Source organism: Serratia sp. EWG9 (genome assembly GCF_019913725.1).
Lineage (GTDB): Bacteria > Pseudomonadota > Gammaproteobacteria > Enterobacterales > Enterobacteriaceae > Serratia > Serratia ureilytica.
The window spans coordinates 271,594-297,733 of the sequence record NZ_JADNRO010000001.1 but is presented as its reverse complement, the minus strand read 5'-3'; the positions used below and the strand labels follow the sequence as shown (position 1 = coordinate 297,733).

Genomic DNA, 26,140 nt, shown 5'->3' with positions numbered 1-26,140 from the left:
TGTTGGGTTACTCTGTAAATTAACAGACTGTTGATTTCAGCTGTAAGGAGGCCCTATGGCGAAGTATCAGAATCTTCTGGTGGCTATTGACCCCAATCAGGACGATCAGCCGGCATTGCGCCGCGCCGTGTACCTGGTAAAACGGAACGGCGGGCGCATCAAGGCCTTCCTGCCCATCTATGACTTCTCTTACGAAATGACGACCCTGCTCTCCCCGGATGAAAGAACGGCGATGCGGCAAGGTGTGATCAGCCAACGCGCCGCCTGGATCAACGAGCAGTGTCGCTTCTATCTCAACGACGGCGTGCCGATCGAAATCAAAGTGGTCTGGCATAACCGCCCCTTCGAAGCCATCATTCAGGAAGTGCTTTCTGGCCAACATGACCTGCTGCTGAAAATGGCGCACCAACACGACCGGTTGGAGTCGGTGATCTTTACCCCCACCGACTGGCACCTGCTGCGCAAATGCCCTTGCCCGGTGTGGATGGTGAAAGACCAGCCCTGGCCGGAAGGCGGCAAGGCGCTGGTGGCGGTCAATCTGGCCAGCGAAGAACCCTATCACGACCCGCTCAATATCAAACTGGTGCAAGAAACCGTCGAACTGGCGCAAAACGTCAACCAGACCGAGGTTCACCTGGTCGGCGCCTATCCCGTTACCCCGATCAACATCGCCATCGAATTGCCCGACTTCGACCCAAGCGTCTACAACGACGCCATTCGCGGCCAGCATCTGATCGCCATGAAGGCGCTACGGCAAAAATTCTGCATTAAGGAAGAGTTCACCCACGTGGAAAAAGGCCTGCCGGAAGAGGTGATCCCCGATCTGGCCGAACATCTGCAGGCCGGCGTGGTGGTGCTGGGCACCCTGGGCCGCACCGGCATTTCAGCCGCCTTTATCGGCAACACGGCGGAACATGTGATCGATCATCTGAAATGCGATCTGCTGGTGATTAAGCCGGAGAACTTCAACTGCCCGATCGAGGCGGATGAAGACGACGAACACGACGACGAAGATTAACTATTAACACTAATCATAAACCGCTCGCTGCGTCGTGAGCGGTTTTTCCTTTCACTTTAACAACGCATCGCAAAACACCTGCATTGCCGCTTCAGAAGTAATGATTCGCCGGTGGCCCAACCCCTGGGTTTCGATCAGCGTCGCGTTTGGCCAGGCATCCACCAGGATGTCGCTTTCAATTTTATGGACATAACTATCGTTTGCATCATGAATAGCAACCAGAGGAACCCTTTGCTCTGCCACGCCGTGATAAGTGCTGTAATGATCCCAACCATCGGCATCAATACGATAGCGACGCGTGATGACCTCTGCCAAATGTTCATGCATGCTCTTTGAGAGCTGCAACTGCATGGACAGTTTTTCAAAAATGCCGTAAAAACTGGACGGTGAACTTATCACTCCCAGTCGATTGACGCTCAGCCCTGCTTTTACCGCATTTATCGCGGAAATACCGCCGAAGCTGTAGCCAATAATGCTATCGATTCCGCCAAAAAGTTCATGAAGGCGGGAGATACATTCCATAAAGTCCAGCATGTCGGCTTCTACACCGTCAGACCTGCCATGTGCTACCGCATCGAATGCCGCAACGCAAAATCCCTTGGCGACCAAGATATCGATCAGCTTGGCAAAATGTGAGGCTCTGGACTCCCAGCCATGAACCAACAACACATCGGGTTTGGCTCCGCCCCAAAGATAATATCGGCAACGAATGCCTGAAGTGAGGGAAAATATCTCTGTCGACTCCGCCGTTTCCAGGAAGCTGTCCTTGGGGTCATGCTTTTTCTTTTTAGGTCTGAAGATTAAACTCTCCATTTTCCCCTTAGTGTAACTTGGCGAAATAACCTCACCGACTTTAATTAAGTTTCTAACCAATTTCAGCGTAAGATCGCCGCGAAACTCAGCTGAATCGGCATCGCGATATGACGCCGAGATCTTCTGTTGGTAGTGCATGGTGTTTAACTCCTTAATAAAGACCGCCGTTAACGTAATGCGTTGTACCGTATGAAATTTTCGCCCTCTTCATCCCATAAGTTGCAGGCAAAATTGGCATGTATATCCGCAAAGCACCAACGAGTCACTTCCACCTCGTTCAGCACCAGAATGTTTTCCATGGCTTTAGGTAAGTTATAAAATGGAACCCTATGATTTATGTGATGAATATGATGATAGCCTATATTTCCGGTCACCCATGACATTAAAGGCCCCATTTTGAAGTAAGAAGTGCTTTTCATTGCCGCATCGATATAATCCCATTGAGAGCGGTTATATAATTTTGCCTGCGGAAAGTTATGCTGCACATAAAAAAGATAACTTCCCACTGCCGTGGCAATGAAAAGCGGGCTTAGATAAAAAGCGACCAGCATCCAGCCTCCCCATTGGAAGACCACAACCAGAATGCTTGTCTGGATCAACAGTGAAACAAAGGAAGCCCAGCAGGTTTTCGCGTCTAACATCCCCTTCACCATGCTCGGCAATACGAAGAATACCGGTAATCCGCACATAATAGCCAGAGGGGAACGGCGAAATCTATATAGCCACCGTTTCCTTGGCGGCAAGGCTTGCCAATGTTTCTTGTCCAGCACCATAAAGTAACCAGACAAATAATTTCCAAACATAGATTCGAAGCCCAAATTCACGATGGAGTTGGTACTGTGATGTTCATCATGGCTACTGACCCACTGCGCCTTTGGGAAGAAAATAAAAAGGCCGAACAAACTAAAAATGACATCAACTATTCGGTTACGCCGCTGAAAAAGCGCTCGATGGCAATAGTCATGATAAAGCACGAAAAAGCGAACGTTCAGTGCCGCCGCCACGCACACGCCAACCACCTTAAGATAAAAAGGAACATCATAGAGAAGCAAAAAATAGCCAAGAACCCATAAAAACACTGTGGATAACAAGCAGTAGTATGAGTACAATATATCTTCTGCAACATATTCATTAACTAATGATATCAATCTTCTTTTCTTGGACATATCCACAGTCAACTCCCCTCTTATTTATGGTCGATAGCCAGGATATATTCAATATGGAATACATTTTAAGTCGCCAGACAGGTACGCTTGTTTGATCTGCAGCCGTTTAACCTTGCCACTGGTCGTTTTTGGAATTTGAGATTGCTCAACGTAGATAATCTTGTCGGGTCGGATGCCATATTGTTGGAAACAGCGCGCGTTTATTTGTTCTTTTAACTCATACAATGACACTTTTCCTTGATGTATCCTTTCAATTTCCTGCACCACAATCATCTGTTCACCATCGCCATCCACTGCAATCACCGCCCCACAGTCCGGACGTAATGCCGGCGACACGGATTGCACAGTATGCTCGATATCCGCTGGGAAATAGTTTCTTCCATTGATGATGACAACCTCCTTCAAACGTCCGCTAACATACAACTCAGCCTTGTCGAAAAAACCCAAATCCCCCGTGCGCATATAAGGCCCGCGCCCGTCTGCGGTGTAGGCTTGGAAATTCTGTTCACTTTCCTGCGGCCGCTGCCAATAACCCTGTGCTACGCTGTGCCCGGCACACCAGATCTCACCGATACGGTTATCAGGCAACACCGTTTTATGGATGGGATCGATAATGAGCACCGTATTTTCCGCTACGGCGCCGACCCCAATGATACGCTGGCTTTCACTGCTGGTTTGTGCACGCGCGACTTCGTACTGTAGCAGCGCATTTTTATCTGCGTCGATACGACTATAGCGCGTTTGTGGGCTACCGCCCGAGACAAACAAGGTGGCTTCCGCGAGCCCATAGCAAGGATAGAAAGCCTGCTTGCTGAAACCATAGTCGCCAAATACCTTTTCAAACTCTGCCAGCGTACCGCTTTGAATCGGTTCCGCCCCATTGAACGCCACCTTCCAGGAAGATAAGTCAATACCATTCATGTGGCGGGCGTTGAACTGCTTGAGGCAAAGTTTGTAGCTGAAATTAGGACCGCCGCTGGAGGTGGCGCCATATGTCGAAATTGCGTGAAGCCAACGCAGTGGCCGCCGCAAAAAAGTCATCGGCGACATAATATTTGCTTCAAACCCGGCAAATAATGGCTGCAAAATACCGCCCACCAGGCCCATATCATGAAAAGGTGGCAGCCAGCTAACCACTACACTTCTGGCATCATGACCGAAACTACGATAAATCGACGCAGAGTTATGCATCAAATTGCGGTTGCTCACCATCACCCCTTTCGGATTCCCCGTCGAGCCTGAGGTATATTGCAGAAAAGCGATCTCTCCACACGTTGTTGCTGTGGATGCGCCTCGTATTAGCGGGATTTCATCCACGAAAATAACGTCAAATTTCCCAAGGGGCATGCCTTCTTGCTCAAACCAGGCCAGCAAGGAGGACTTTAACGATGAATGCGTCAGAATATATTTTGGCTGGCAATCGTTGATAATAACCCGCAGACGCAAACTGTCCGCATGCGACAACATCGGGTAAGCGGGAACAGCAATCACACCACTGTATAAACAAGCGTAAAAGCTGGCGATGTAATCCAGCCCGGAAGGGAACAATAACAATGCGCGATCTGCCGGTGTGGCGGCGGCGACGGTAAAGGATGTGCTGACCGTCTGTATGCGTTGCAGCAACCCGCCATAGGTAAGCACTTCATACTCATCCAAGCCATTATGCAGAAATCGATAAGCGATAGCATCAGGCTGATTCAGTCCGCGCCAATGACAAATGTCGGCAATAGAATAAGCCTGTTGTTCATTAGCCGTCTGCGGCACGTCAAAAGGCTTGTTGTCAGTAAAGTGCATATAAAACCCCAGTCATCGTTTGAAAATAGGTCGCATTATCAAAATACTAGTAACATCCATTGCCTTCCACTGCCTGTTTTATTTCGCCCACGGTTTTAAACGAGAATATCTGGGCATCAGGGATTTTGATTGAATATTGTTCTTCTATATAACCAATCATCTCAAACATTTCTACAGAGTCTAACCCCAACGAATGAATATCTAATGCATGCAATTCACCCTCACTTTTCAACGTTTGCAATACACTCAATGAATCTGCACGAACATTTCCAATGATGTCGTATAGCATTTCATAAAAAGCAGACCGCTCCATTTTACTTCCTCACAGTAAACAGGCTAATTAAATGACATCTTTTAACCACTTTTCTCTGCTGGCTACTCAACATTCTTTCACGCGCCTTGGGTAAACGCGTCCAGTGGAGGCCCGGCTCACAGTGGTGCTCCTGATGGTAACCATTGTTAAACCAAAGAAAATTATACCAAGACGAATAGCAACTTACCGAGTTGCTTAAGGCATTGTCGGGTTCACACTCATGATGCTCGGCATAATTTTCCAGCGACGCCATTGATGTACCCAGATAATGAACCGGAATCACAAAAACTAAAAATGCCCATGAATTAATACACCCCAGCACCGCCATAAAAACCAGCACCGCGAGTACCTCGAATAAAACCAAGCGGCCTGTTCGCTGATAACCATCCTTAAACAGCTGAATCAACGAGAGGCGGAAATAGCTGAGCGCCGTATAACGAAGCATCCCCTCTTGGCCTCCATTTCTACCATAATAAAATAGCGAGGATTTATCCCCTGGCGGCACACCATTGCACCAGTCATCATTATTATAGGTATGATGATTAATATGATGCACTTTATAAAATGACTGCGGCATACCCAACGCGATGCTGTTAGCTATTGAGAATGCATTGTTCAGCAAAGTGGATTTAAAAAACGGATTATGGATAAAATTATGCGCTATACATTGATAATTGGTGCACATCAGCGCAATGTTTACTACTGCAAACAACAGCAAAGAGATAATACTGAGTTGGTTATAATAAATAACTGGCACAATCCAAAAAGCGATATGCAATGCGCACAGCACGACCAGAATGCCATCACGTATACTATGTTTAAACATTTTCTTTTCTCCATGCTTGTCGTTGCTGTGCGATAATCTCTCTCTCATCCTCCGTCGCGTGATGCAACTCCCAATACAACAGTTTTTCTTCCATCATGTTGAACCAATAGGTTGGGTACAGCGCCCGTACAATTTGCACGACGTAGCCTTGATCGATCAGCATGCGGCTATTAGTGGTATCCAGGTGCCAATACGCTTTATTCGGGCTGGCATGATGATCCGAATGCCGGGTGAGGTTGAGCAATACCGCTGAAGAGAATGCGCTACGGCAATCCCAGCTGTGGTCCGTGCGCACCCGTTGGCCAGGAATTCGCACCAAACCATAGTGTTGTATGTAATTGGTGCTTTCATACGTTATTTTTGATACGGCGGCGATTAAGATATAAAGCAGCCCTCCCACCCATCCGGCCATGATAAAGGCGGTGATCGCGATGACGAATGTAAGGGAAATCCATAACAGTAAACGATTGGCGGGGCTGAATACCGATCGCGACGTTTTAATTAACCGAGACTTTTCGAACTGCCACGCTTCACGATATTGTTCTAATGAAGAGCGAATAATAAAACGATAAATACTCTCCCCTCGACGCGCGGTGGCCGCATCGAGCGGTGTTGCCACATTTTTGTGATGGCAGTAAATATGTGAGATAGCGAATTGGCTGTCACCTACGATGGAAAGCGCTAAGTTGCCCATAAAAATATCGAATTTGCTTACAGTCCGGTGGGTCAGCTCATGCCCAACTACCATATTGATACTGAGCACAAACCCTGTGCTGATAGCCGCCGCCAAAATACTGAAGAACGATGCCGAAGCCAAAGGCGAGATACTCATACCAAATTCTTCATCCGCCCACGACAGTATTGCATTTTGCCCACCACTGGCTGAAGCGAGAACGGCAGCGATCGCCACCAGAGAAAGCAGTAGGTATAAATACATCATGGCATCAAGCAGCCATGGCCAACGGAGTATCTCTCTTTTTTCCTGCGCTTCGCTAAATTTATCCAGGGTAAAATAACACAGGATAATAAACGCCAGGTTGGCCAACGGAAACCACCCGCCCAATAGGCTGGCTACGATAAGCAACGGCAGATAGAAAAGCGGCACAATTGAAAATTTTAAATAACGCAAAACATCACCTTTATCCAATCGAATTAGCACCAAAAGACTCTGCTTCCCATTGAGGGGTTTCGACCCAATGTGTTTTCAGGATCGCGAGACAAGCCTGAACCAGAGAGTCGGAACCACACATCAAATAGTGTTCAGCCGCCGCCTGCCGCTGGCACCGCTGCTGCAACCATGCCGGCACCCTACTGGCGATAAATTGGCCGTCTTCGTAAACATCGCGTGATAATGCAATCAGATATTCGAATCCGGAATATGTTGCGCGCATTCTTTCAAGACGTTCAAGATCATAGGCATGAGAGCGGGTACGAACCGCATGAATCAACGTAACGTCCTGAATGGAGCAGCTCAACAGATGCTGTTCCAACACACCCAGCACCATGCCCAACGCCGAACCGCCGGCAATCGCGACGCACTGCTTGCGCAAGGCAACAGAGCCGCCGAATCGCCCCTTGGGCTCGCCCAACTCAACGGGCTGCGCAAGATGTCGCTGGTCAGTTAACCAGGTCGAGCAAATTCCTTGTTCCTGCCGAGCAATATCCAATACGATCTGGCCTTCCGGCTTAGCGGCAATCGAGTAAAAACGGCCTTGCCCGCTCGCGGGTATCGTCACCATCACGCTCTGACCAATTTGCGCCGCCAACGGCGTATTGATCGTCACGCGAAACACATAGTCGTTAAGCTGCTGTATGCTCGCCAGCGCGCCGAGCGCAACGCTTGCGGCGTGATTGTCCTGGGCAAAATCCAATACCAGATCACTCTGCGGAATTGCTTGGCATGCTAAAATATAGCCTTGGGAGAGTTGTTCCTGCGAAAGCACAACGCCGAGATCAATTAGCGACCTGGCCTTCCCTTGTTTGACCTGCACCAGGCACTGGCGACAAGCGCCTACTTGACAGGAGTACGGCACATCCATGCCTTCAGACAAAATGCTGTCTAAAATGGTGCTTTGTCGGTTTAACGTGCAGCTTCTGCCGCCGATCTCACCCACAAAGGGCTGCTTTTTTTTAAACAAAGAGAACATCAGTTCCACCTTTCGCATCATTGATTGATCGATGCCGTTATCCGCCGCACCAGCCAGCGTGGCCCACAGCGAACCGACCACATGGCCAGCGTATTGACGATGCCCGGCACAATCACCGCACGTCTTTTCAGCAACCCGGCGAATCCGACCCTAGCCACGTTATCGGCGCTCATGACGATGCCAAACAGCCCGTTGGCCAAACCGGTTTCCGTTGAACCGGCGCGTTGGTGGAATAAAGTGCGAGTCGTGCCGGGACAAAGCGCGCTGCAGACCACGTTATGCCTGGCCATTTCCACCGCCAGCCCCTCAGTAAAGTGCAGGATGTAAGACTTGGTGGCGTAATAACCGGCGTAATAAGGCCCAGGCTGAAATGCCGCCAGTGACGCGACATTCATTAAATATCCCCGCTTCTTCTGTATGAAATGCCGGGTAATAAAGTGGCTTAGCGTCACCAGAGCGTTGATGTTGATTGCCAACATGTTTCGATGCTCGTCTAGCGAGAAATTGACAAACTCCCCTGCCTGACCAATCCCTGCGTTGTTGATGAACACCTCGATAGACTCGATATAAGGCATTAAGCGCGACATCAAATCGTCCAGTGAATCCATATCGGCAAGATTGCAGGGCAATGTGATGATGTCCGCGCCGGCACCTTGGCTCAACCGCTGAGCCGCGACTGCCAATTTGGCCTCATCATTGGCGACCATAATCGGGATATAGCCCCGCAAGAGGGCCTGCCAGCAAAGCGCATAGCCAATACCCGAAGATGCGCCTGTAATGACGGCGTATTTATTCAGTTTCATATCTTCTCCCCACCGCCATAATCAGGCACAGCGTCGGCAATGCTGCGGATATTGGCTTCTATGCGCCGAACAAGTTTGTGCGGGCAAACGCCACCAGAAATGGCGTGGCTCGAAACAACGTCAAGAGCGATCCCATTTCGGCTGATAAGGTAGCCGACCCCCGCCATGGCAGGCTGATGGCACAACGTACCGAATGACGTGATACCGGGATGCGCCATGCCATTTGAAGCCATAACATCACGTTGATAGATAAACCGGATTGCAGGTATCACCGTTAACAAGCAACCACGCATCAACCACTGATTTATTGCGTTAAAAGCGCCGCCCAGCGAAGAAAAATACGTCATATGCAGTAAGTGTGAGAGCATGCCCATCCCCTCTTTAGCTCGCGTGATTTGGGCATGATGCTGGCGGGTCGCCTCCCTCAGGCAGGCGACTCTCTGGCGTGGAGAGCTATTGCGCCCGAACGCCAACATTGCTGGATTGACCGGATTGATGAAATCCAGGCTGCGGCCCGGTATCGCCGCCAATGAAACCGGTTCATACATACTGGCGTTTCGACCGACGCAGTCGCGAAATGCCGCATAGATCGCCAGTTGGATCACCAAATCCGTGGAAATGCCTTGGGCTCGCAACACCTCCGGCTGGCGTGTGTTGACAAAACCCGCGGCGCAGTCGAATCTCGCTTTCCAGTGCGCCAGGTAGCGGCGGATTTTCGCGCTGTTCGTAGCGTTGCAGCATTGGCTGTCGACGGCGTTGCTGAAATAAGTTAGCAGGGGCAATGGCTTGGGGTCTTCAACAGGCGTTGAGACCAGCGGTCGGCAAGCCAGTTGATCAATCAGGCGATTGGCGGCTGCCGCATCCACAGCGGCGTGCTCGCAAAGCAGCATCAGTTGGCCGGTGCCAAGATCGGCGCAAATCTGGATAGCTTTATCGCAGAACCGATTGTGCAGGTGCGCAAATCGCGCGCCCCTTGCCGTATCGGTTTGTTGTGTCTTATCGAGACACAGAACAAAACGGCTCTGCTGCAGGATATGCAGTGCATCCCGACCTGGCCCCTGCAGGCGTCGAGATATTTTCGACCAGCCGCGCCGATGATAGCTGGCGCATTCAGAGAGGGTGAGGCCAGCGCCTCCTGCCGGTTTCCGCTGCATTACCGCCTTCAGTAAGGCGGACAGCGCGGCGGGATTGCCACAGTAGTCCAGCGGAACCCGAATCACCGAGCCAGCATGCAAGATGGCGAAGTACTCTGCAGGAACTGGGGTCGACAAAGTATCGCAAAAGCGCCCCGGCAGTCGGAAGGTACTGAAAAGCGCCGCAATGTCTGAACTGTGATTTCCCTCCTGATACGCTTTGCATAACCAAGCGGCGAGTGCGTCAGGAACCTCATCACATCTCGAACGATTCGCCAGTGTGATGGGGAAGTTATTAAAGAAAGGCAGGCTCTCTCGACAAGACAAATAGAAATGGGCCACACTATAGGCATATCGCCCCTGGCGCGGGATTATCTTACGCCGCAGACAATCCAGGCCATGGAACAGACTCACCGATGCGATGAATACCGCACTCACCCAATGGCTGCGAATCTTGCCGTAACCGTTGATAATATGGACACAATCAAATAATTGACGATAGAGCCCGCGAAGAGACAACGCGGTTTCCGGTAACACTTTAGACTTGCTGGTCGCCTTCGTATTCTGGTTAGCGTTCATCTCGCCGATCCCTCCAACGCAAGAATTGAATGTAGCCATTGCTTGCCAGCGGTAATAATGGCGCGGGGGATAAATAAGGGGCATTGGTGCGGCGCCACGGATAGTCTTCGCGCATTATCGTCCCCCTTTGTTCCGCGTAAATCGCGCCATACGCTAATGACAGCGCCAGGCCATGGCCGCAGCATCCCAAGACCGCGTCCACAGTTCCCTCATTAATGCTGACTACGGGGAAGTTATCCAACGTAACGCCAATGGTTCCGCTCCAGAACTGCTCAATAGCGAGACCGCCCAATTGAGGCAAATAGCGTTGTAAATCAGCCGATAATCTTTCACAGAAGGCTGCAGGTTCAGGCATGTGCTTAAACTGTCTGGCCATGACGGCGGCGCTTGAATAGAAAGGAACGCCGCCACCAAATAACAACCGGTGATCCGGCGTCAGACGGAAATAATTAAATATTCTCCGGCTGTCTATAATCGCGTGCTGCCTTGCCATTCCCAATGCCGATCGTTGCGCCCCTGACATGGGGGCGGAAAGCAGCAAAGATGTCGACACGGGGATCACCCGCCCAGGCTGCATGCCCAATAGTGGCGCGTAGCCGTTGGTGGCTGCCACGGCGCGCTCAAAGCGGATCTTAATCCCGTGACTTGTGGCGCAATGTCTCTGCAAGGCCTGACAAGGCGCATTCAGGTATATTTTCCCTCCCAAACTGGTCACTTGACTCGCCATGGCAAAGAGCAATTTGGCGGGGTTGATAGTCGCCGTACCGCGATATTCCAATCCAAAGTGATAGGCTGGCGCATTCACAATGTTTCTGATAGCATCGCCCTCCAACATCGCAGTGTTAAATTCTGCCCGATTTAACGCCAGCGCTTCCTGGCGCAACCGTTTTTCGTTGGCGGCGTTGGTAGCCACTTTGAACTGACTACCTATAACCATGTCACAGTCGAAGTTTTCTCTTTCGATCAGACCGATACTGTATTTGACGGCATCCAGCGTCTGCTGAAATAGAGCTTTCGCCTGCAGTCGCCCATATCGTTTCTCTAATAAATAGTATTGGGCGCCGATACCCGGCCCCAGCATGCCCGAGTTACGGCCGCTCGCACCGGCTCCCAGTTCCCTGGCATCAATAACCACCACCTTTTTGCGCGATCCTGCTCTGCGCAGCAAATGATAGGCCATTGACAGCCCGGTAAAACCTGCGCCAATAATCAGGTGGTCGCACTCGATGTTTTCAACCAGCTTGCTGCCCGCAAAAGACGCAGCCCGCCGCTCCCAAACATTATTCAAAACTGATTCAGACATCATATTATAAGGCATTCGATAGCTTCATTAACCGGATAAGATGTGACAGGCGAAAACGCTTATAAACCGCAAAATATTCTGGACTGACGGTCATCGGCTGCCACTTTTGCTTATAAGCGACTTGGCTTCTGGCGGGGTAAATCCTCTGACCATATTTCTCCAGCCATTTAATTATGCGGCTTAATAATTTGCTTCTCGATTCGAATGCATCCTCAGACTCGGTGACGCCATAGAAAGGCGTGAAACCGAAACTCAGATAACGGACACCTTCCGATTTAAATCGCTCAATAGCATTAATATTAATCAATTCCATTGTACCAGGCGGTATGTTCGCCAAACGGCGCGTCAGATCGTGCATCCAGCCGGAGTACTCACCAAAACTTGGCGCATAGCTGATAAAACCGATAATATTCGCATCTTTTATCGCCACAAAGACACGTTCTTTATCCAGACTGCTCGCGTTCAGCTCACCGACCATGAAAGAAAGCAGCTTTTTCTTGCCTTTTTCAGCCAGCCAAACTTTAGTGACTTCATCTAACATGCGCCGAGGCTCTGCCCCCAGTGGAATGTCCACCCCTAACTCATGTACTGTTACTCCAGCTTTCTTCGCTCGGCTTATTTTGTTGCGCAGGCTCATAAACTCCGAGCCATCAACGGTATGTTCCTTCAAGTCCAGAGTATAAGAACACCCCATTTGATTAACCTGAAAACCGCATGTTGAAAATAGTTCAGCCTGCTTCTTCTGTAATTGCACTGCACAAACGTCTCGATGATTTTCCTGCGCAAACTGAATGAAATGTCGCAGCAGAACCAATCGTTCATCCTCCCTACTCACTACGCCGGTCAAAATAAATAAACAACGACCATCATCCTGATACGGAACATAACCAACAATGCTGTCGACGCAAAACGTGGATATTTTGCGGTTCATGGCTAAAAACAGTGAGGGATGGTCACCATACTTTTCGGTGAGCATCAGCTGCCTGGATGGGGCCATCGCTTGAGAAACCAGGCGCCGCGACTGTGCCAGAAGCGTTTCGAACCGCCTGAACAACGTATTCTTTTTTGGTTCAAAAGACATGCACCTAGATTTGAACTCATTGCCAAAAAGGCTGCGATCGCCAAATAGGTGAATAAGTATCCCCATTAGTGCCCACTCCACCCTGACGAAATAGCACCATGCCAGGGCAACCAGCGTCGCAGTAACAAAGTTGTGGGTCGCATTGTATAGAAAATAGTAAATTTCAGGCACATTACCCTTATGCATTCTATACGCAATAGCACCTGGAATATAACCAATTACATCAATATAAGCGAAAAGAAAAATCAGTGGAATTAATCTCAACTCCTGCCAATGATAAAATGTGACGAATAGACTAGCCAAAAGCAAAAAACCATACTCACTACGAACCATAATTCGCGTATTACGTGTTTCGAAACTGTTTACCGCATCCATAGTTAACCCTTCATAACAGAGATGAATTCGTTAAATCTCGTATCCAGACACATCGAAATCAGTACGTTTTTGACTGGTTCCCGTATTCAATAAAATGGCTAAACCCATGTTTTTCAGCAATGCCAGCTACTTTTTTCATTTGGCTATAGCCAATTTCCTTACCCAAACTGTAACTGCTATCAACTTGCTCCATACTGAGCATGATGGTTTCTGACAGGCAAGCCAGACTAACTCCTGGGCGGCAACCGATGATATTGCAATCGCTTAACATGGCTCGACGATCTGGCAAATGAACCAACCCACCTTCATAAACCTGGCGATCATTCTCTTCATTCAAGACATCAAACGGCCGCGCAACATCGAAGATATGGCAAGAAGGAGGGAAAATGTCAGCCAGAATGAATGACTTTCCTTCACTAGTGGCGGAGAAGACGCAATCCAGCGCTGGGGAGATAGAGGTATTTTCCAGGCCAATGAAAATGTTGAAGCTCTCCTGGCCTTGCTGCTTGCCATACTCTATTACCGACTGGATAAGTTCAATCGCCTCCGGGTGACTCGCTGCCTGCAATGCCGTGTCTAATCCTAACGCTTTAGTCCATGCCAACAATTTTCCGGCAGCGGAATTCTCAGAAAGCAGCGACTCGCTATGCAGTATTTCGACCAAAACATTACGCAAGTTGATCAGGTGCTCCTCTGCGGTCGAATTCATACTGCCAACGATATCGACCTGACCAAATTGTTGAGATAGCGTCATGAGCGCAAGGCGTCCTACGGAACCACGGGCGCCAAGTATCATTAAATGTTTGCCGCCAATATCGTCACCAAGCAATTCGATAACTGCATTGCAACTGGCAATCGCCGTAAAACTGTTGCCAGTGGTGAAGTTAAACGGCGCAGAGGCAACGTCAAGCCCTCCTTTAGAGATGACCGATGTATAGGCGCCTAACCCCACCAAACTGGCACCAAATTCTTCGGCGTGCGCTAAGTAGTTGTTCATCAAAATCTGTTTTTCTGCGCGCTTCAATTTCAACATGGTCTGCGGGCTCACAGGGCTATAGATTATCGCGCCGTTCACGGTATTGCCCTGAGGGCTCGCCATAGAAAACTCAAACACTACCTCGGGTGAGTTTTCAATTTCACCAAATGAGAAAAACCAGCCCGCCAGCTCACGCTGCTGGGAGGGAGAAAAATGCCTTTTTATGGCGTTCGGAAAACCTTTGCAGATGTCTTCTGGGCTGGTTGAATGCAGCAAGAAAGCAAAACGGTAGTGCTCCCCGCTGGCAGGTTTGGGGGATAATCTCACCCTTTCTTCTTTCCTTGCCTGCGCTATATTCCGCGCTTGTACAGCAGGCTTATAACCTACCAAATACCCCATGAGAATATCATATCGCTTGTCATTAATTATTTTGCAAACATCTTCGAACGCCCCTAAAAAACGCATCAGCTCAACTTTACTAATGTTTAAAGCAGGCTGGAATCGAATGCTTCCGCCTTGAGTGTTGTTAAGCAGAGGCATGCAAAAAATGCCTTTCTCATTAACCAGATAACCACAGATCAATAAAGACAGCAGATCGCTTTTTTGCGCATAGTTTATAATGTAATTACCTTCTGTTGTGATATCACTAAAATGCAGTGCATACATCATTCCGACGCCGCTATAAGCGAAACTATTCGGGTATTTTTTCGCCAGCAGCTCAAATTGATAAAGCAGTAACGTTTCGCATTCCTTCACATGTTCGAGTAGCAATTTTTCCTGGGCCAATAATGCATCCACAACCCCCAATCCGACGGCACAAGCCAGCCCGCCATTCGCAAACGTGGAACTGTGTTTCTTATCGAATTCGCGGTTATAGACACCACGTTTTATAATCAACGCGCCGATCGGAATCATCCCCCCACCCAACGCTTTTGATAACAGAACAACATCTGCCTCAACCGCATAACGGTGCATAGCAAGCATTTCGCCCGTGCGCCCCATGCCGGTTTGTATCTCGTCAAGAATGAACAGCGTACCGTATTGCTTGCACAAGGCCGCCGCCTCACGCACAAATGCCGCATCGGCAGGTATCATGCCGCCTTCCCCCTGAACAGGCTCCATGATGAAAGCGGCATACTTTTGTAACTCAAGCGCGTTTTTTAACGCTTTGACATCGTTCATCGGCACTTTATCGAAGTGCTCCAGATCAATGATTTTAGGATCGGCGTAACGATCGCTGCCGGTCGCTGATAATGAAGAAAAGGTTTTACCGTGAAACGAATTTGTCAGCGATAGAATATGCCGTCGACCGGTTTTCAAACGGGCGAGTTTAAACGCCGCCTCGACGGATTCGGTTCCTGTGTTGGCAAAGACAACATTGTCATAACCGCGCCCTGCAATCTCAATTAATCGCTCAGCCAACATGGCGGTGCTCTGCGGCACAAATGGCTGAATAAAGTTAGGCGCCTCGGCTTGCAGATAGTCCGTGATAACCGTTACGATCTCATCGGAATTATGTCCCAACGGCAATGCACCATATTGGGAAACACCATCCAGTATTTTCCGGCCTTGGTCGTCGTAATGATAGGCCCCCTTGCTGCGTACAATCTTAAGATTTAGCTGGAATTTTTCCAGTATGGATTGGCGATAAGGCTGACATTTCACGGTAAAAACCCCTTTCACTTATTCAGCTGCTGTTCAAAGCCAAATCGCGTCACCGGGTGAAAAGCCAGCAGATCAACGGTCTTTGCCAGGTAGTGAACAGCGTCATTAGTGAGATAACGCTGAGCGCCAATATTTTCAAAAACGATAGACTTGGCTTCTTTGAGAGAGGTTTGAATGCGATAGCGCAGCGCCAAAACCCTTGGCACCAACCACGCGAGATTCTCAGGATGGACCTTGTCCGCCAAGCCACGCACGCTATAAAAACACTGAGTCAAAATACCGAGTAATGGAATGCCGATCGCAGGTGCCTGCAAAGCTTGCGGCACCAGATGGGTCGTGAGACGATCGCATACCCCAGTGTAAGCTGCGCCAACAAAGAGATTGAAGTTAACCAACCCGGTGTTAAGGTACATTTCGAATGCTTCATCTTCAGCCAATACGGTCCATGTCCTGGCAACCTGAACATGATTGAAAATTATTTCATGGCTATCCGTTCCCACGAGAACATCACCCGGCCAGAAAGCATCGCGGCTAAGGCCTTTCTCAGCGCCTGAAATAATTGCAATGCCCGGGGTGCCCTGCTTTGTGATTACCGATACGGCATAATAATCCGCAATATGGCTCATGGTGCATGGCTTCTTGCTGCCGGAAATGGCCAGCCCACCATCAGCCTGCAAGCTGGCGGTTACGCTGGTGTGGAAAATATCCTGGTTACCGGTGCTTTCGGCAAACGCCGACGCCATCAACTTGCCATTTTCGGCAATATCGCTCAACAACCGCTCCGCAAACGGAAAATCCTGAGGGTACGCGGCGACGGTGGAGACGACATGATAATGCATGCAAAGCATCAAGGCTGCCGAAGGGCAAACGCCGGCAATAAAATGGACAATCTCCAACGCATCGGCCAATGGCATCCCCAGACCGCCAAATCCGGTAGGAATAATCAGTGCGGGAAGTTGGCTTTGAGCAATTAGCGCTTTAATTTGTTGCGGCGGTAAAGACTCCAATTCAAGCAAGTCGCGGCCGTTGGTCTGCGCAATGAACCCCTGTAATATGGCATGATGATTACAAGGCATCGTGTTGTTGAACATATCTTCACCATCGCTATAAATTATTTCGACTAATCTAAAAAAATTCCCCGGTCAGTAACAAAACACTGGCGCGCTAATTTTTACAGACATGTTTATCAATGCATTACGAGGAAACGGCTAATGCCGTCGTGCTGAAACCATTATCGGCATACAATACTTGGGCCGTCATCGCCGACGATAAATCGCTCGCCAAGAACACAGCGATATTGCCGACTTCCTCAATGGTAACGCAACGCTTTAATGGCGCGCTTAATTCAAATTGATGCAATATCGTTTTGAAATTGGCAATACCCGCGGCGGCTAGGGTGCGGATGGGGCCGGCTGAAATGGCATTGACGCGGATATCGAGCTTGCCAAGGCTTGCCGCCATAAAACGGACGTTGGCTTCCAGAGAAGCCTTGGCCAGCCCCATGACGTTGTAATTTGGTATTGAACGCTCCGCCCCAAGATAGCTAAGCGTAATAAGCGAGGAGCCGGGATTAAGGAAAGGCTTGGCCGCCTTTGCCATCGCGGCAAAGCTGTAGGAGCTGACATCGTGAGCAATACGGAAGCCTTCACGCGTGACCGACTCCAAATAATCACCGTCCAGTTGATCTGCAGGCGCAAAAGCGATGGCATGTACAAAACCATCAAAAGTAGGCCATTGGCGTGATAGGTTCTCGAATAGCGCTTCGATTTGCGCATCCGAATTAACATCGCATGGGAAAAGTAATGACGAACCACACCGTTCAGCGACCTTCTCAACGCGCGCCTTCAATTTATCATTCAGATAAGTGAAAGCACATTCCGCACCTTGCGCATATAGAGCTTCAGCAATACCCGTCGCGATAGAACGATCGCTGGCAACACCGGAAATTAAGAACCTTTTGCCTGTCAATAGACTCATTATTAGCAACCCTGAAAAGCCATAAATAACACTATTCGTACAGAAGAACAATACGACACGCTTAATTAACCAACAGTTAACACAGTAGCGCATGAGAAAAAATCAACATATTAGACCAGTTAATTTATTTTGATTGCATTTATTATTATTTTTTCTTTTATTTTTTAACATTAAATAACATGAGTAAAGCATACACGTTTAATATCAAAGTTATTTATAGATGATAAAAAATACATTCAAATTAATTAAACTCCACAGACATAGAAAAAATAAAACCGCTGAATACATCAATATAATGCAATCGGCCTCAGGTTATTACCTGAGGCCGATATGATGGCTTCCCAAAGCCTTTCCTAGCTTTCGTTTTGACTACTTTATTTTTGCAACGCCCGCAAAATCGCTTCCACGCTGTCTTTGGCGTCGCCAAACAGCATTTGGGTGTTCTCCTTGAAGAACAGCGGGTTCTGCACGCCGGCGTAGCCGGTGTTCATCGACCGTTTGAACGCGATCACGTTCTGCGCTTTCCACACTTCCAATACCGGCATGCCGGCGATCGGGCTGCGCGGATCTTCCAGCGCCGCCGGGTTCACCGTATCGTTGGCGCCGATCACCAGCACGGTGTCGGTATCCGGGAAATCGTCGTTGATTTCATCCATCTCCAGCACCACGTCGTACGGCACCTTCGCCTCTGCCAGCAGCACGTTCATGTGGCCCGGCAAGCGCCCCGCGACCGGGTGAATGCCGAAGCGCACCTTCACGCCGCGCGCCCGCAGTTTTTCGGTGATTTCCGCCACCGGATACTGCGCCTGCGCCACCGCCATGCCGTAGCCCGGGGTGATGATCACCGAGGTGGAGTTTTTCAACTGCTCGGCCACCTCTTCCGCCGTGGTTTCACGGTATTCGCCCATCTCTTCGGCATCGCCGGTGGATGAACCGTCGCTGCCGAAACCGCCGGCGATCACGCTGATAAACGAGCGGTTCATCGCCTTGCACATGATGTAAGACAGGATCGCCCCCGAAGAGCCCACCAGCGCGCCGGTGACGATCAGCAGATCGTTGCTCAGCATGAAGCCCGCCGCGGCCGCCGCCCACCCCGAGTAGGAGTTGAGCATCGACACCACCACCGGCATGTCGGCGCCGCCGATCGAGGCGACCAGATGCCAGCCGAACGCCAGCGCGATCGCCGTCATCAGCAGCAGCGTCACCACCTGCCAGCCCACGCTGTCGGTGCGCACGAACGCCACCAGCAACAGGAACGAGATCACCAGCGCCGCCAGGTTCAGCTTGTGACGATTCGGCAGCATCAACGGCTTGGAAGAAATGATGCCGCGCAGCTTGCCGAAGGCGACGATCGACCCGGTGAAGGTCACCGCACCGATAAAGATGCCGAGGAACACTTCGGTCAGATGGATATTCGCCATCACCGGTTCCATCGGCGCACCGTGATCCAGATAACTGTTGAAACCGACCAGCACCGCGGCCAGGCCAACGAAGCTGTGCAGCACCGCCACCAGCTCCGGCATTTCGGTCATCTCGACCTTCTTCGCCAGATAGACGCCGATCGAGCCGCCGATGATCATAGCGATGATGATCCAGCCGACGTTGCCGGAATCCGGCCCCAGAATGGTCGCGATCAGCGCGATCGCCATGCCGGCGACGCCGAACAGGTTGCCCCGCTTCGACGTTTCATGACGCGACAGGCCCGCCAGGCTGAAAATAAACAAAATAGCGGCAACAATGTATGCAGCTGTAACCAATCCTCCAGACATTTGTTACCCCTTAGTTCTTGCGGAACATCTTCAGCATGCGCTGAGTGACGGTGAACCCACCGAAAATATTGATGCTGGCGATCAGCACGGCGATAAAGGAGAGAAAACTCACCCAGCCGCCGTGGCCAATTTGCAGCAGCGCACCGACCACGATAATCCCTGAGATCGCGTTGGTGACCGACATCAACGGGGTATGCAGCGCATGGCTGACGTTCCAGACCACGTAGTACCCGACCACGCAGGCCAGCGCGAACACGGTAAAGTGCGACAGGAACTCTTTCGGGGCTGCGTCCGCCAGCCAGCCGAACAGCAGGATCGCCAGAGCCATCAGGCCGTACTTCAGCCACGGCGAGGTCGGCTTGGCTTCAGGTTTGGCGACCGGTGCGGCGGCGGGCGCCGCTTTCGGCTGGGCGGAAACCTGGATCGGCGGCGCCGGCCAGGTGATTTCACCGCTGCGCACCACGGTAACGCCGCGGATCACCGTATCGTCGAAATCGATATCGATCTCGCCGTTCTTCTCTTTCGACAGCAGCTTCAGCAGGTTGACCAGGTTGGTGCCGTACAGCTGCGAAGATTGTGTCGGCAAGCGGCTCGGCAGATCGGTATAACCGATGATTTTCACGCCGTTGTCGGTCACGGTAATGGTGTCGGCCACGGTCAGTTCGCAGTTGCCGCCGGTTTGCGCCGCCAGATCGACGATCACGCTGCCCGGCTTCATCGACGCCACCATCTCTTTGGTGATCAGCTTCGGCGCCGGTTTACCCGGGATCAGCGCGGTGGTGACGATGATGTCAACCTCCGCCGCCTGTGCGGCGAACAGCGCCATCTCGGCCTTGATAAAGGCTTCGGACATCACTTTGGCGTAACCGTCGCCGCTGCCCGCTTCCTCTTCAAAATCCAGCTCGAGGAATTCCGCGCCCATGCTCTGCACCTGCTCTTTCACTTCCGGGCGGGTGTCGAAGGCGCGCACGATGGCGCCGAGGCTGCCCGCAGCGCCGATCGCCGCCAGGCCGGCCACGCCGGCGCCGATGATCATCACCTTGGCCGGCGGCACTTTGCCGGCGGCGGTGATCTGGCCGGTGAAGAAGCGGCCGAACTCATGCGCCGCCTCGACGATGGCGCGGTAGCCGGCGATGTTGGCCATCGAGCTCAGCGCATCCATCGACTGGGCGCGCGAGATGCGCGGCACCGAGTCCATCGCCAGCGCGGTGACGTTGCGCGCCGCCAGCTTGGCCATCAGCTCGGGGTTTTGCGCCGGCCAGATAAAGCTGACCAGCGTGCTGCCTTCGCGCATCAAGGCGATCTCGTCGTCTTGCGGCGCGTTGACTTTCAGGATCAGATCCGACTGCCACACTTCGTTTTCGTCGACCAGCGCCGCGCCGGCGGCTTCGTAGGCGACGTCGTCAAAACTGGCCAGTTTGCCCGCCCCGCGTTCAATCGCGACGGTAAAACCCAGCTTCAGCAGTTGTTCCACCGTTTTCGGCGTGGCTGCGACCCGGGCTTCATTGGCCAACCGCTCTCTTGGTACACCAATACGCATAATGTTCCCTTCTCACCTGTCTTGGATGATGTTTATTATTTTCCTGCCCATAGAACGGCGCCATCGGCGAGCGAGGCGTCAACTTGCCCGCACTGATTTCAGACGCCAACTATAACCTACTGAAAATAAGGTCGATGATCCATAATTGCTTACGCATTCAGCCCTGTTTTTACATAAAAACGCCGGGCGCGATATGACAAATCGCAATTTACAGTGAAAAAATGCATACAGAACAGCACATTCTGCATGATTAGAGGTTTGCGCCCGGCGTAACGATTTATCGCCATGCGGGGCGGACAAGCATAAAAGTTATCATTTTGTGAATAATTAACACTAATGACACCAAAGCCTTTATTATGGAAACTTATGGCGGCGGCGCCATCCGTGCGACCCGCGTCACCGTCAAGGATTTGTCGCACGGGATAACATAAAATGCTGAGACAGTTTTCAGAATTACATGTAATAATCGACGGCTGAATTACACTTAAACAGTTCAGTACGTTATAAACGTTAATGCGCTAGGCGAAAGGATTTTTTATGAAGCTGAAGACCACGATCATCGCGTCAGCCTTGTTATCACTCACCGCGCTGTCCGCTCATGCGGCGCAAGAGTTAACTCCTGAGAAAGCAGCGGCGCTGAAGCCGTTTGATCGCATCACGATTACCGGCCGCTTCAATGCGATCAATGAAGCCGTCGACGCCGTATCCCGCCGTGCAGACAAACTGGGTGCCGATTCCTTCTATATCCAGGACAGCAACAACAGCAATAACGGCGGCAACTGGCGCGTCACCGCAGACCTTTATCATAAAGATGCGCCAGAAGTGAGCAAAACACCAAAATACCGCGTATTTAACGGCGTGAATGAACTGCCTAAAGAGGAAGCCTACCTGCTGGAGCCTTACGATACCGTGAGCGTCAGCGGTTTCTACCGCAGCCAGCCGGACATTAACGACGCCATCTCCAAAGAAGCGCAGAAAAAAGGCGCCGCCTCGTTCTTCATCGTGCGCCAGGTTGACGCCAACTCCGGCGGCAACCAGTTCGTCACCGCCTACATCTATAAGGCCGATGCGCCGAAACGCCGCGTGCAGAGCCCGGACGCCATCCCAGCCGATTCTGACGCCGGCCGCGCCGCGCTGGCCGCCGGCGGCGCCGCAGCCGCGAAAGTCGAAATTCCTGGCGTCGCGTCTTCCGGTTCACCAAGCCGCGAAGTGGGCCGTTTCTTCGAAACCCAGTCCTCTACCGGCCAACGCTATACCGTCACGCTGCCTAACGGCACCAAGATTCAGGAAGTGAACAACGTCACCGCCGCGCAGATGGTGCCATTCGATTCCGTCACCTTCACCGGCCACTTCAACAGCATGACTGACGTGTCCACCGAAGTGGCGAAACGCGCGGCCGAGAAAGGCGCCAAGTACTACCACGTCACTCGCCAGTGGCAGAACAAGAGCGGCGGCAACCTGACCGTCAGCGCCGATCTGTTCAAATAAAACCCGCTTTTCGGTTTACCATCGGGCAGCCCTTGAGCTGCCCGTTTTTATTGCCGATCTTTTCGCCGCTCGTTGAATAGTTTTTTGTAAATTCCGCATATTCAATCATTGCATCTCTAATCATCCCTCCGTAGAATTTGCGCCAATTTTTAGGGCTATTGTCTATTAGCGCAATGGTTGTTAACACATTGTTGCCGCCAAGCAGTTCCCTTCCAGTTGTTTATTCTGCGTTCAGGATCCGTCATTGGAAAAAAAACTCGGTCTTACCGCGCTAACCGCTTTGGTGCTCAGCTCGATGCTGGGCGCCGGCGTGTTCAGTCTGCCGCAAAACATGGCGCAGGTCGCCAGCCCCGCCGCGCTGCTGCTGGGTTGGGGGATCACCGGCGTCGGCATTCTGTTTTTGGCGTTTGCCATGCTGTTGCTTACGCGTCTGCGCCCGGATCTGGACGGCGGCATCTTCACCTACGCCAAAGAGGGATTCGGCGAGCTGATGGGCTTCTGCTCCGCCTGGGGTTACTGGCTGTGCGCCGTAATCGCCAACGTCTCGTATCTGGTGATCGTGTTCGCGGCATTGAGCATTTTCACCGATCGCGGCGGCAACGTTATTCTCGGTGACGGCAATACCTGGCAGGCGCTGATCGCCGAATCTGCCCTGCTGTGGATCGTGCACGCGCTGGTGCTGCGCGGCGTGCAAACCGCCGCCAGCATCAATCTTGCGGCCACTCTCGCCAAGCTGATGCCGCTGGGGATGTTCGCCGTTCTGGCGGCGATCGCCTTTAAAATGGACGTGTTCACGCTGGACTTCCAGGGGATCGCCCTCGGCAAGCCGGTATGGGAACAGGTCAAGGACACCATGCTGATCACCCTGTGGGTGTTTATCGGCGTGGAAGGCGCCGTGGTGGTTTCCGCGCGCGCGCGCAATAAGAAGGACGTGGGGCGCGCGACCATGTTGGCGGTGCTATCGGCGCTGGCGGTGTATCTGATGGTCACCTTGCTGTCGCTGGGCGTGGTGCCGCGCAGCGAACTGGCCGACATGCGCAACCCGTCGATGGCAGTGCTGATGGTGGAACTGATTGGCCCGTGGGGAGACGTGATCATCGCCGCCGGTCTTATCATTTCCGTGTGCGGCGCCTACCTCAGCTGGACCATCATGGCGGCGGAAGTCCCCCTGCTGGCCGCACAGCACGGCGCATTTCCACGCGTGTTCGGCAAACAGAACCGCCATCACGCCCCATCGTCTTCGCTGTGGCTGACCAACATCGCGGTGCAGCTGGCGTTGGTGCTGATCTGGTTGACCGGCAGCAACTACAACTCGCTGTTGACCATCGCGTCGGAAATGATCCTGGTGCCTTACTTCCTGGTCGGCGCATTTCTGTTCAAGGTGGCTTACCGTCGCCGCGACAAGCGCCTGATCTTCGCCGCCACCGGCGCCTGCGTCTATGGTTTATGGCTGCTGTACGCTTCCGGGCTGATGCACCTGCTGATGTCGGTGCTGCTGTATGCGCCGGGCCTGTTGGTGTTCATGTACGCCCGCCGCGGCCATCAGGATATCAATCTGCTGAATCGCCTGGAAAAAGGCAGCATCTTACTGCTGCTGGTGGCCACGCTGCCCGCCGGCTGGTTTATGCTGCACTAAAGTGTCCCGTCAATGCGGCTGCCCGTCAGCCGCATTTTGCTTCCTCTTTTTCCCCTGCTACCGCGTCCCCCCCCTTTGCACAGTCAGCCATGCGCCACGCTTGCGATCTCAAATGCAATTAATTATCATTATCATTTATTGGTTAATGGTAAGACGCGAGTGCCCCTGGCGAGAGGCGTCAGGCGGCGGATGAAGACAGGTTGAAAATGGAAGGCATTTCATGGCTGAGAAACTGCTGCACGCATTACCTTTGTTTACCGCCTGGGAGGCGCTGATCGCCGAGGGCAACATGGCGTTTAATCAGCGGCACGATCGCCAGGCGATGGCGAGCTATCAACAGGCGCTGGAGGGGGCTCAGGCGATCATCGCCGAGAAGCCCTGGCTGAATGCGGACTATACCGCCAGATTTGAAGCGCTGAATATTTTCGAGTCTGCCCTTGCCGCGCTGATCGTCACGTTCAACAACATTACCCATCTGCGCCTGCGGCAGAAGCCTCTGCGCGGCGTCGAGCTGCATGTTCATCAGGCCCGAGTCGCTATCGAGCAACTCTTGGCCGATACGTCGCTGTGCGAACAGATGCAGCAGATCGCCGAACGGCACCTGCTGCGTTTCAGGATTGAAACCCTGCACCTGCTGCGCGAACACCGGTTGCCGGAAACCAGCGTCTGCGCACCGGCGGCCAACGCTTCCGCTACCTTGCATTAAAAGTGACACACCAATCTGAGGGCCATCTGTAATGAATGAATTGAATGACGAGATGAAGAAGATGCTGGCTAAACAGCTGCCTGTGCAGGCGACCAGCAGCCCGAACGGCGTTCCCGATATCGGCCCCAAGCGCTCTTTGCGCCTCTATGATGACCGTACGCTGATTTACAACGAAAATACCGGAGGCCAAACGCTGAAAAACATCAAGGCCGGCTCGAAAATGGCCGTTGTGGTCATCGATCGCGAGGCGCTGGACGGTTACCGCTTCGTTGGCACGCCCGAACTGTTTCTGGCGGGTAAGCCGTTTGACGATGCGTTGACGTTTGCGGAAAAAAACGGAATGAAGCCGCCGAAGTACGCGGTGTTAATTCATATAGACAGTATTTATACCCTGCGCTCCGGCCCGAATGCCGGGACCCAGCTCTAGACGCCGGTCGTCATGCGGCGTGAGACATCACGTTCATGGTTAGGCCATCGCGACGAGTCAATTGCCTAACCATGAACGGGCGGCCGGGTTGATGCCCGGTCAGCTTTTGGGAGGGATCGCGACGGTCATGCGTTCACCCACCAGAGTAATCGCAATGCCTTCCGCACACTCTTTCTGAATGGCCGCCAGTTGTTGAGCCTCCAGCGCATAAGGCAACTGAATATCAAACACCGCCAGGCCCTGCTGCTGCGCCAGGTCAATCAGGCGCACGATGTTGGTTTCATCGCTGACCTGCGTCGACACCACCTGCAGCGCCAACTCTTTTAACTGCTCTTTGCGCGTTTGCGAGGTGGTCACGCGCGATTTCAACACCATGCCGAAGATCGGCATCACACCATAAATAGCATCAACAAAGCGCCAGTGCTTCCTGCACGATGCGGACAGAAAATCCATATAGTCGAAACAGATTTTCTCACTGCGCGCGATGGATGCAAGGTGATTGCTGTTCATCCCCTCATTCCTCTCATGGCCAGTGTTAACCCGTGGTCTTTCAAGCCGCCGCCGGGGGCAACCTGAAATGCATTGGGGATCTTATATCCAGAAAT

General features: G+C 51.8%; 23 protein-coding genes. 5 read left to right on the top strand and 18 right to left on the bottom strand.

All coding sequences use genetic code 11. The features are described 5' to 3' along the window. The first annotated feature begins 55 nt into the window (after positions 1-55). On the top strand, positions 56-1,018 hold the full coding sequence (uspE, locus tag ITX55_RS01470; protein ID WP_004938281.1) for a universal stress protein UspE: 963 nt from the start codon (positions 56-58) through the stop codon (positions 1,016-1,018). Between the two features lie 51 nt (positions 1,019-1,069). Here the strand turns inward: uspE and ITX55_RS01465 are convergent, their stop codons facing one another. From ITX55_RS01465 to pntA, 16 genes are all read right to left on the bottom strand, one after another. Then, the gene (locus ITX55_RS01465; protein WP_033650296.1) at positions 1,070-1,969 is read right to left on the bottom strand and encodes an alpha/beta fold hydrolase; all 900 of its coding nucleotides are present in this window, start codon (positions 1,967-1,969) and stop codon (positions 1,070-1,072) included. A 29-nt stretch (positions 1,970-1,998) separates the two neighbouring features. Next, complete coding sequence (locus ITX55_RS01460) at positions 1,999-2,997, bottom strand: fatty acid desaturase (RefSeq protein WP_223524983.1); 999 nt, start codon at positions 2,995-2,997, stop codon at positions 1,999-2,001. Positions 2,998-3,045: 48 nt separating this feature from the next. Then, positions 3,046-4,791, bottom strand: a complete 1,746-nt coding sequence (locus tag ITX55_RS01455; protein WP_223084721.1) for a fatty acyl-AMP ligase — start codon at positions 4,789-4,791, stop codon at positions 3,046-3,048. Positions 4,792-4,837: 46 nt separating this feature from the next. Continuing rightward, entirely contained in the window at positions 4,838-5,104 is a 267-nt protein-coding gene (locus ITX55_RS01450) for an acyl carrier protein (RefSeq protein WP_197755920.1), read from the bottom strand. Position 5,105: 1 nt separating this feature from the next. Then, complete coding sequence (locus tag ITX55_RS01445) at positions 5,106-5,930, bottom strand: fatty acid desaturase (RefSeq protein WP_197755919.1); 825 nt, start codon at positions 5,928-5,930, stop codon at positions 5,106-5,108. After that, positions 5,923-7,077, bottom strand: coding sequence for a fatty acid desaturase (locus ITX55_RS01440; protein ID WP_206357496.1), 1,155 nt, complete (start codon positions 7,075-7,077; stop codon positions 5,923-5,925). Before ITX55_RS01440 ends, ITX55_RS01445 begins: the two co-directional genes overlap by 8 nt. Next, positions 7,070-8,077: a 2Fe-2S iron-sulfur cluster binding domain-containing protein gene (locus tag ITX55_RS01435; protein WP_223524922.1), complete on the bottom strand. Its 1,008-nt coding sequence runs from the start codon at positions 8,075-8,077 to the stop codon at positions 7,070-7,072. The genes ITX55_RS01440 and ITX55_RS01435 overlap by 8 nt, the downstream gene beginning before the upstream one ends. A 17-nt stretch (positions 8,078-8,094) precedes the next feature. Then, on the bottom strand, positions 8,095-8,880 hold the full coding sequence (locus ITX55_RS01430; RefSeq protein WP_197755916.1) for an SDR family oxidoreductase: 786 nt from the start codon (positions 8,878-8,880) through the stop codon (positions 8,095-8,097). Then, positions 8,877-10,592 (bottom strand): choline/carnitine O-acyltransferase, encoded by a 1,716-nt coding sequence (locus ITX55_RS01425; protein ID WP_197755915.1) that lies wholly within the window; start codon positions 10,590-10,592, stop codon positions 8,877-8,879. The genes ITX55_RS01430 and ITX55_RS01425 overlap by 4 nt, the downstream gene beginning before the upstream one ends. Continuing rightward, positions 10,582-11,910, bottom strand: coding sequence for an FAD-binding oxidoreductase (locus tag ITX55_RS01420; RefSeq protein ID WP_197755914.1), 1,329 nt, complete (start codon positions 11,908-11,910; stop codon positions 10,582-10,584). The genes ITX55_RS01425 and ITX55_RS01420 overlap by 11 nt, the downstream gene beginning before the upstream one ends. Further along, positions 11,900-13,351, bottom strand: coding sequence for a bifunctional lysylphosphatidylglycerol flippase/synthetase MprF (locus tag ITX55_RS01415; protein WP_197755913.1), 1,452 nt, complete (start codon positions 13,349-13,351; stop codon positions 11,900-11,902). The genes ITX55_RS01420 and ITX55_RS01415 overlap by 11 nt, the downstream gene beginning before the upstream one ends. A 58-nt stretch (positions 13,352-13,409) precedes the next feature. Next, a complete protein-coding gene (locus ITX55_RS01410) occupies positions 13,410-16,010 on the bottom strand; it encodes an aminotransferase class III-fold pyridoxal phosphate-dependent enzyme (protein WP_223084717.1) in 2,601 nt (866 codons plus the stop codon). Beyond that, positions 16,007-17,083: an acyl-CoA dehydrogenase family protein gene (locus ITX55_RS01405; RefSeq protein ID WP_197755911.1), complete on the bottom strand. Its 1,077-nt coding sequence runs from the start codon at positions 17,081-17,083 to the stop codon at positions 16,007-16,009. The genes ITX55_RS01410 and ITX55_RS01405 overlap by 4 nt, the downstream gene beginning before the upstream one ends. Before the next feature lie 103 nt (positions 17,084-17,186). After that, complete coding sequence (locus tag ITX55_RS01400; RefSeq protein ID WP_197755910.1) at positions 17,187-17,969, bottom strand: enoyl-ACP reductase; 783 nt, start codon at positions 17,967-17,969, stop codon at positions 17,187-17,189. 374 nt (positions 17,970-18,343) lie between these two features. Beyond that, complete coding sequence (gene pntB / locus ITX55_RS01395; protein WP_197755909.1) at positions 18,344-19,738, bottom strand: Re/Si-specific NAD(P)(+) transhydrogenase subunit beta; 1,395 nt, start codon at positions 19,736-19,738, stop codon at positions 18,344-18,346. Positions 19,739-19,748: 10 nt separating this feature from the next. Further along, positions 19,749-21,278, bottom strand: a complete 1,530-nt coding sequence (gene pntA / locus ITX55_RS01390; RefSeq protein ID WP_042784620.1) for a Re/Si-specific NAD(P)(+) transhydrogenase subunit alpha — start codon at positions 21,276-21,278, stop codon at positions 19,749-19,751. Positions 21,279-21,815: 537 nt separating this feature from the next. Here pntA and ydgH point away from each other — a divergent pair. After that, positions 21,816-22,766 (top strand): DUF1471 family protein YdgH, encoded by a 951-nt coding sequence (ydgH, locus tag ITX55_RS01385; RefSeq protein WP_025302966.1) that lies wholly within the window; start codon positions 21,816-21,818, stop codon positions 22,764-22,766. Here ydgH and ITX55_RS01380 read toward each other — a convergent pair. Then, positions 22,759-22,953 (bottom strand): hypothetical protein, encoded by a 195-nt coding sequence (locus tag ITX55_RS01380; RefSeq protein ID WP_147837989.1) that lies wholly within the window; start codon positions 22,951-22,953, stop codon positions 22,759-22,761. The genes ydgH and ITX55_RS01380 overlap by 8 nt on opposite strands. A 57-nt stretch (positions 22,954-23,010) precedes the next feature. Here ITX55_RS01380 and ITX55_RS01375 point away from each other — a divergent pair, with 57 nt between their 5' ends. The 3 genes from ITX55_RS01375 to ITX55_RS01365 all read left to right on the top strand — a co-directional run bounded on the left by ITX55_RS01375 (position 23,011) and on the right by ITX55_RS01365 (position 25,535). Beyond that, positions 23,011-24,402, top strand: a complete 1,392-nt coding sequence (locus ITX55_RS01375; protein ID WP_223084715.1) for an amino acid permease — start codon at positions 23,011-23,013, stop codon at positions 24,400-24,402. Positions 24,403-24,622: 220 nt separating this feature from the next. After that, positions 24,623-25,108, top strand: a complete 486-nt coding sequence (locus ITX55_RS01370) for a hypothetical protein (protein WP_206357494.1) — start codon at positions 24,623-24,625, stop codon at positions 25,106-25,108. A gap of 31 nt (positions 25,109-25,139) precedes the next feature. Continuing rightward, on the top strand, positions 25,140-25,535 hold the full coding sequence (locus ITX55_RS01365) for a pyridoxamine 5'-phosphate oxidase family protein (protein ID WP_033643210.1): 396 nt from the start codon (positions 25,140-25,142) through the stop codon (positions 25,533-25,535). A 99-nt stretch (positions 25,536-25,634) separates the two neighbouring features. On the opposite strand, the gene ITX55_RS01360 is transcribed toward ITX55_RS01365, so the two are convergent. Beyond that, entirely contained in the window at positions 25,635-26,045 is a 411-nt protein-coding gene (locus ITX55_RS01360) for a hypothetical protein (RefSeq protein ID WP_033643211.1), read from the bottom strand. Positions 26,046-26,140 lie beyond the last annotated feature (95 nt).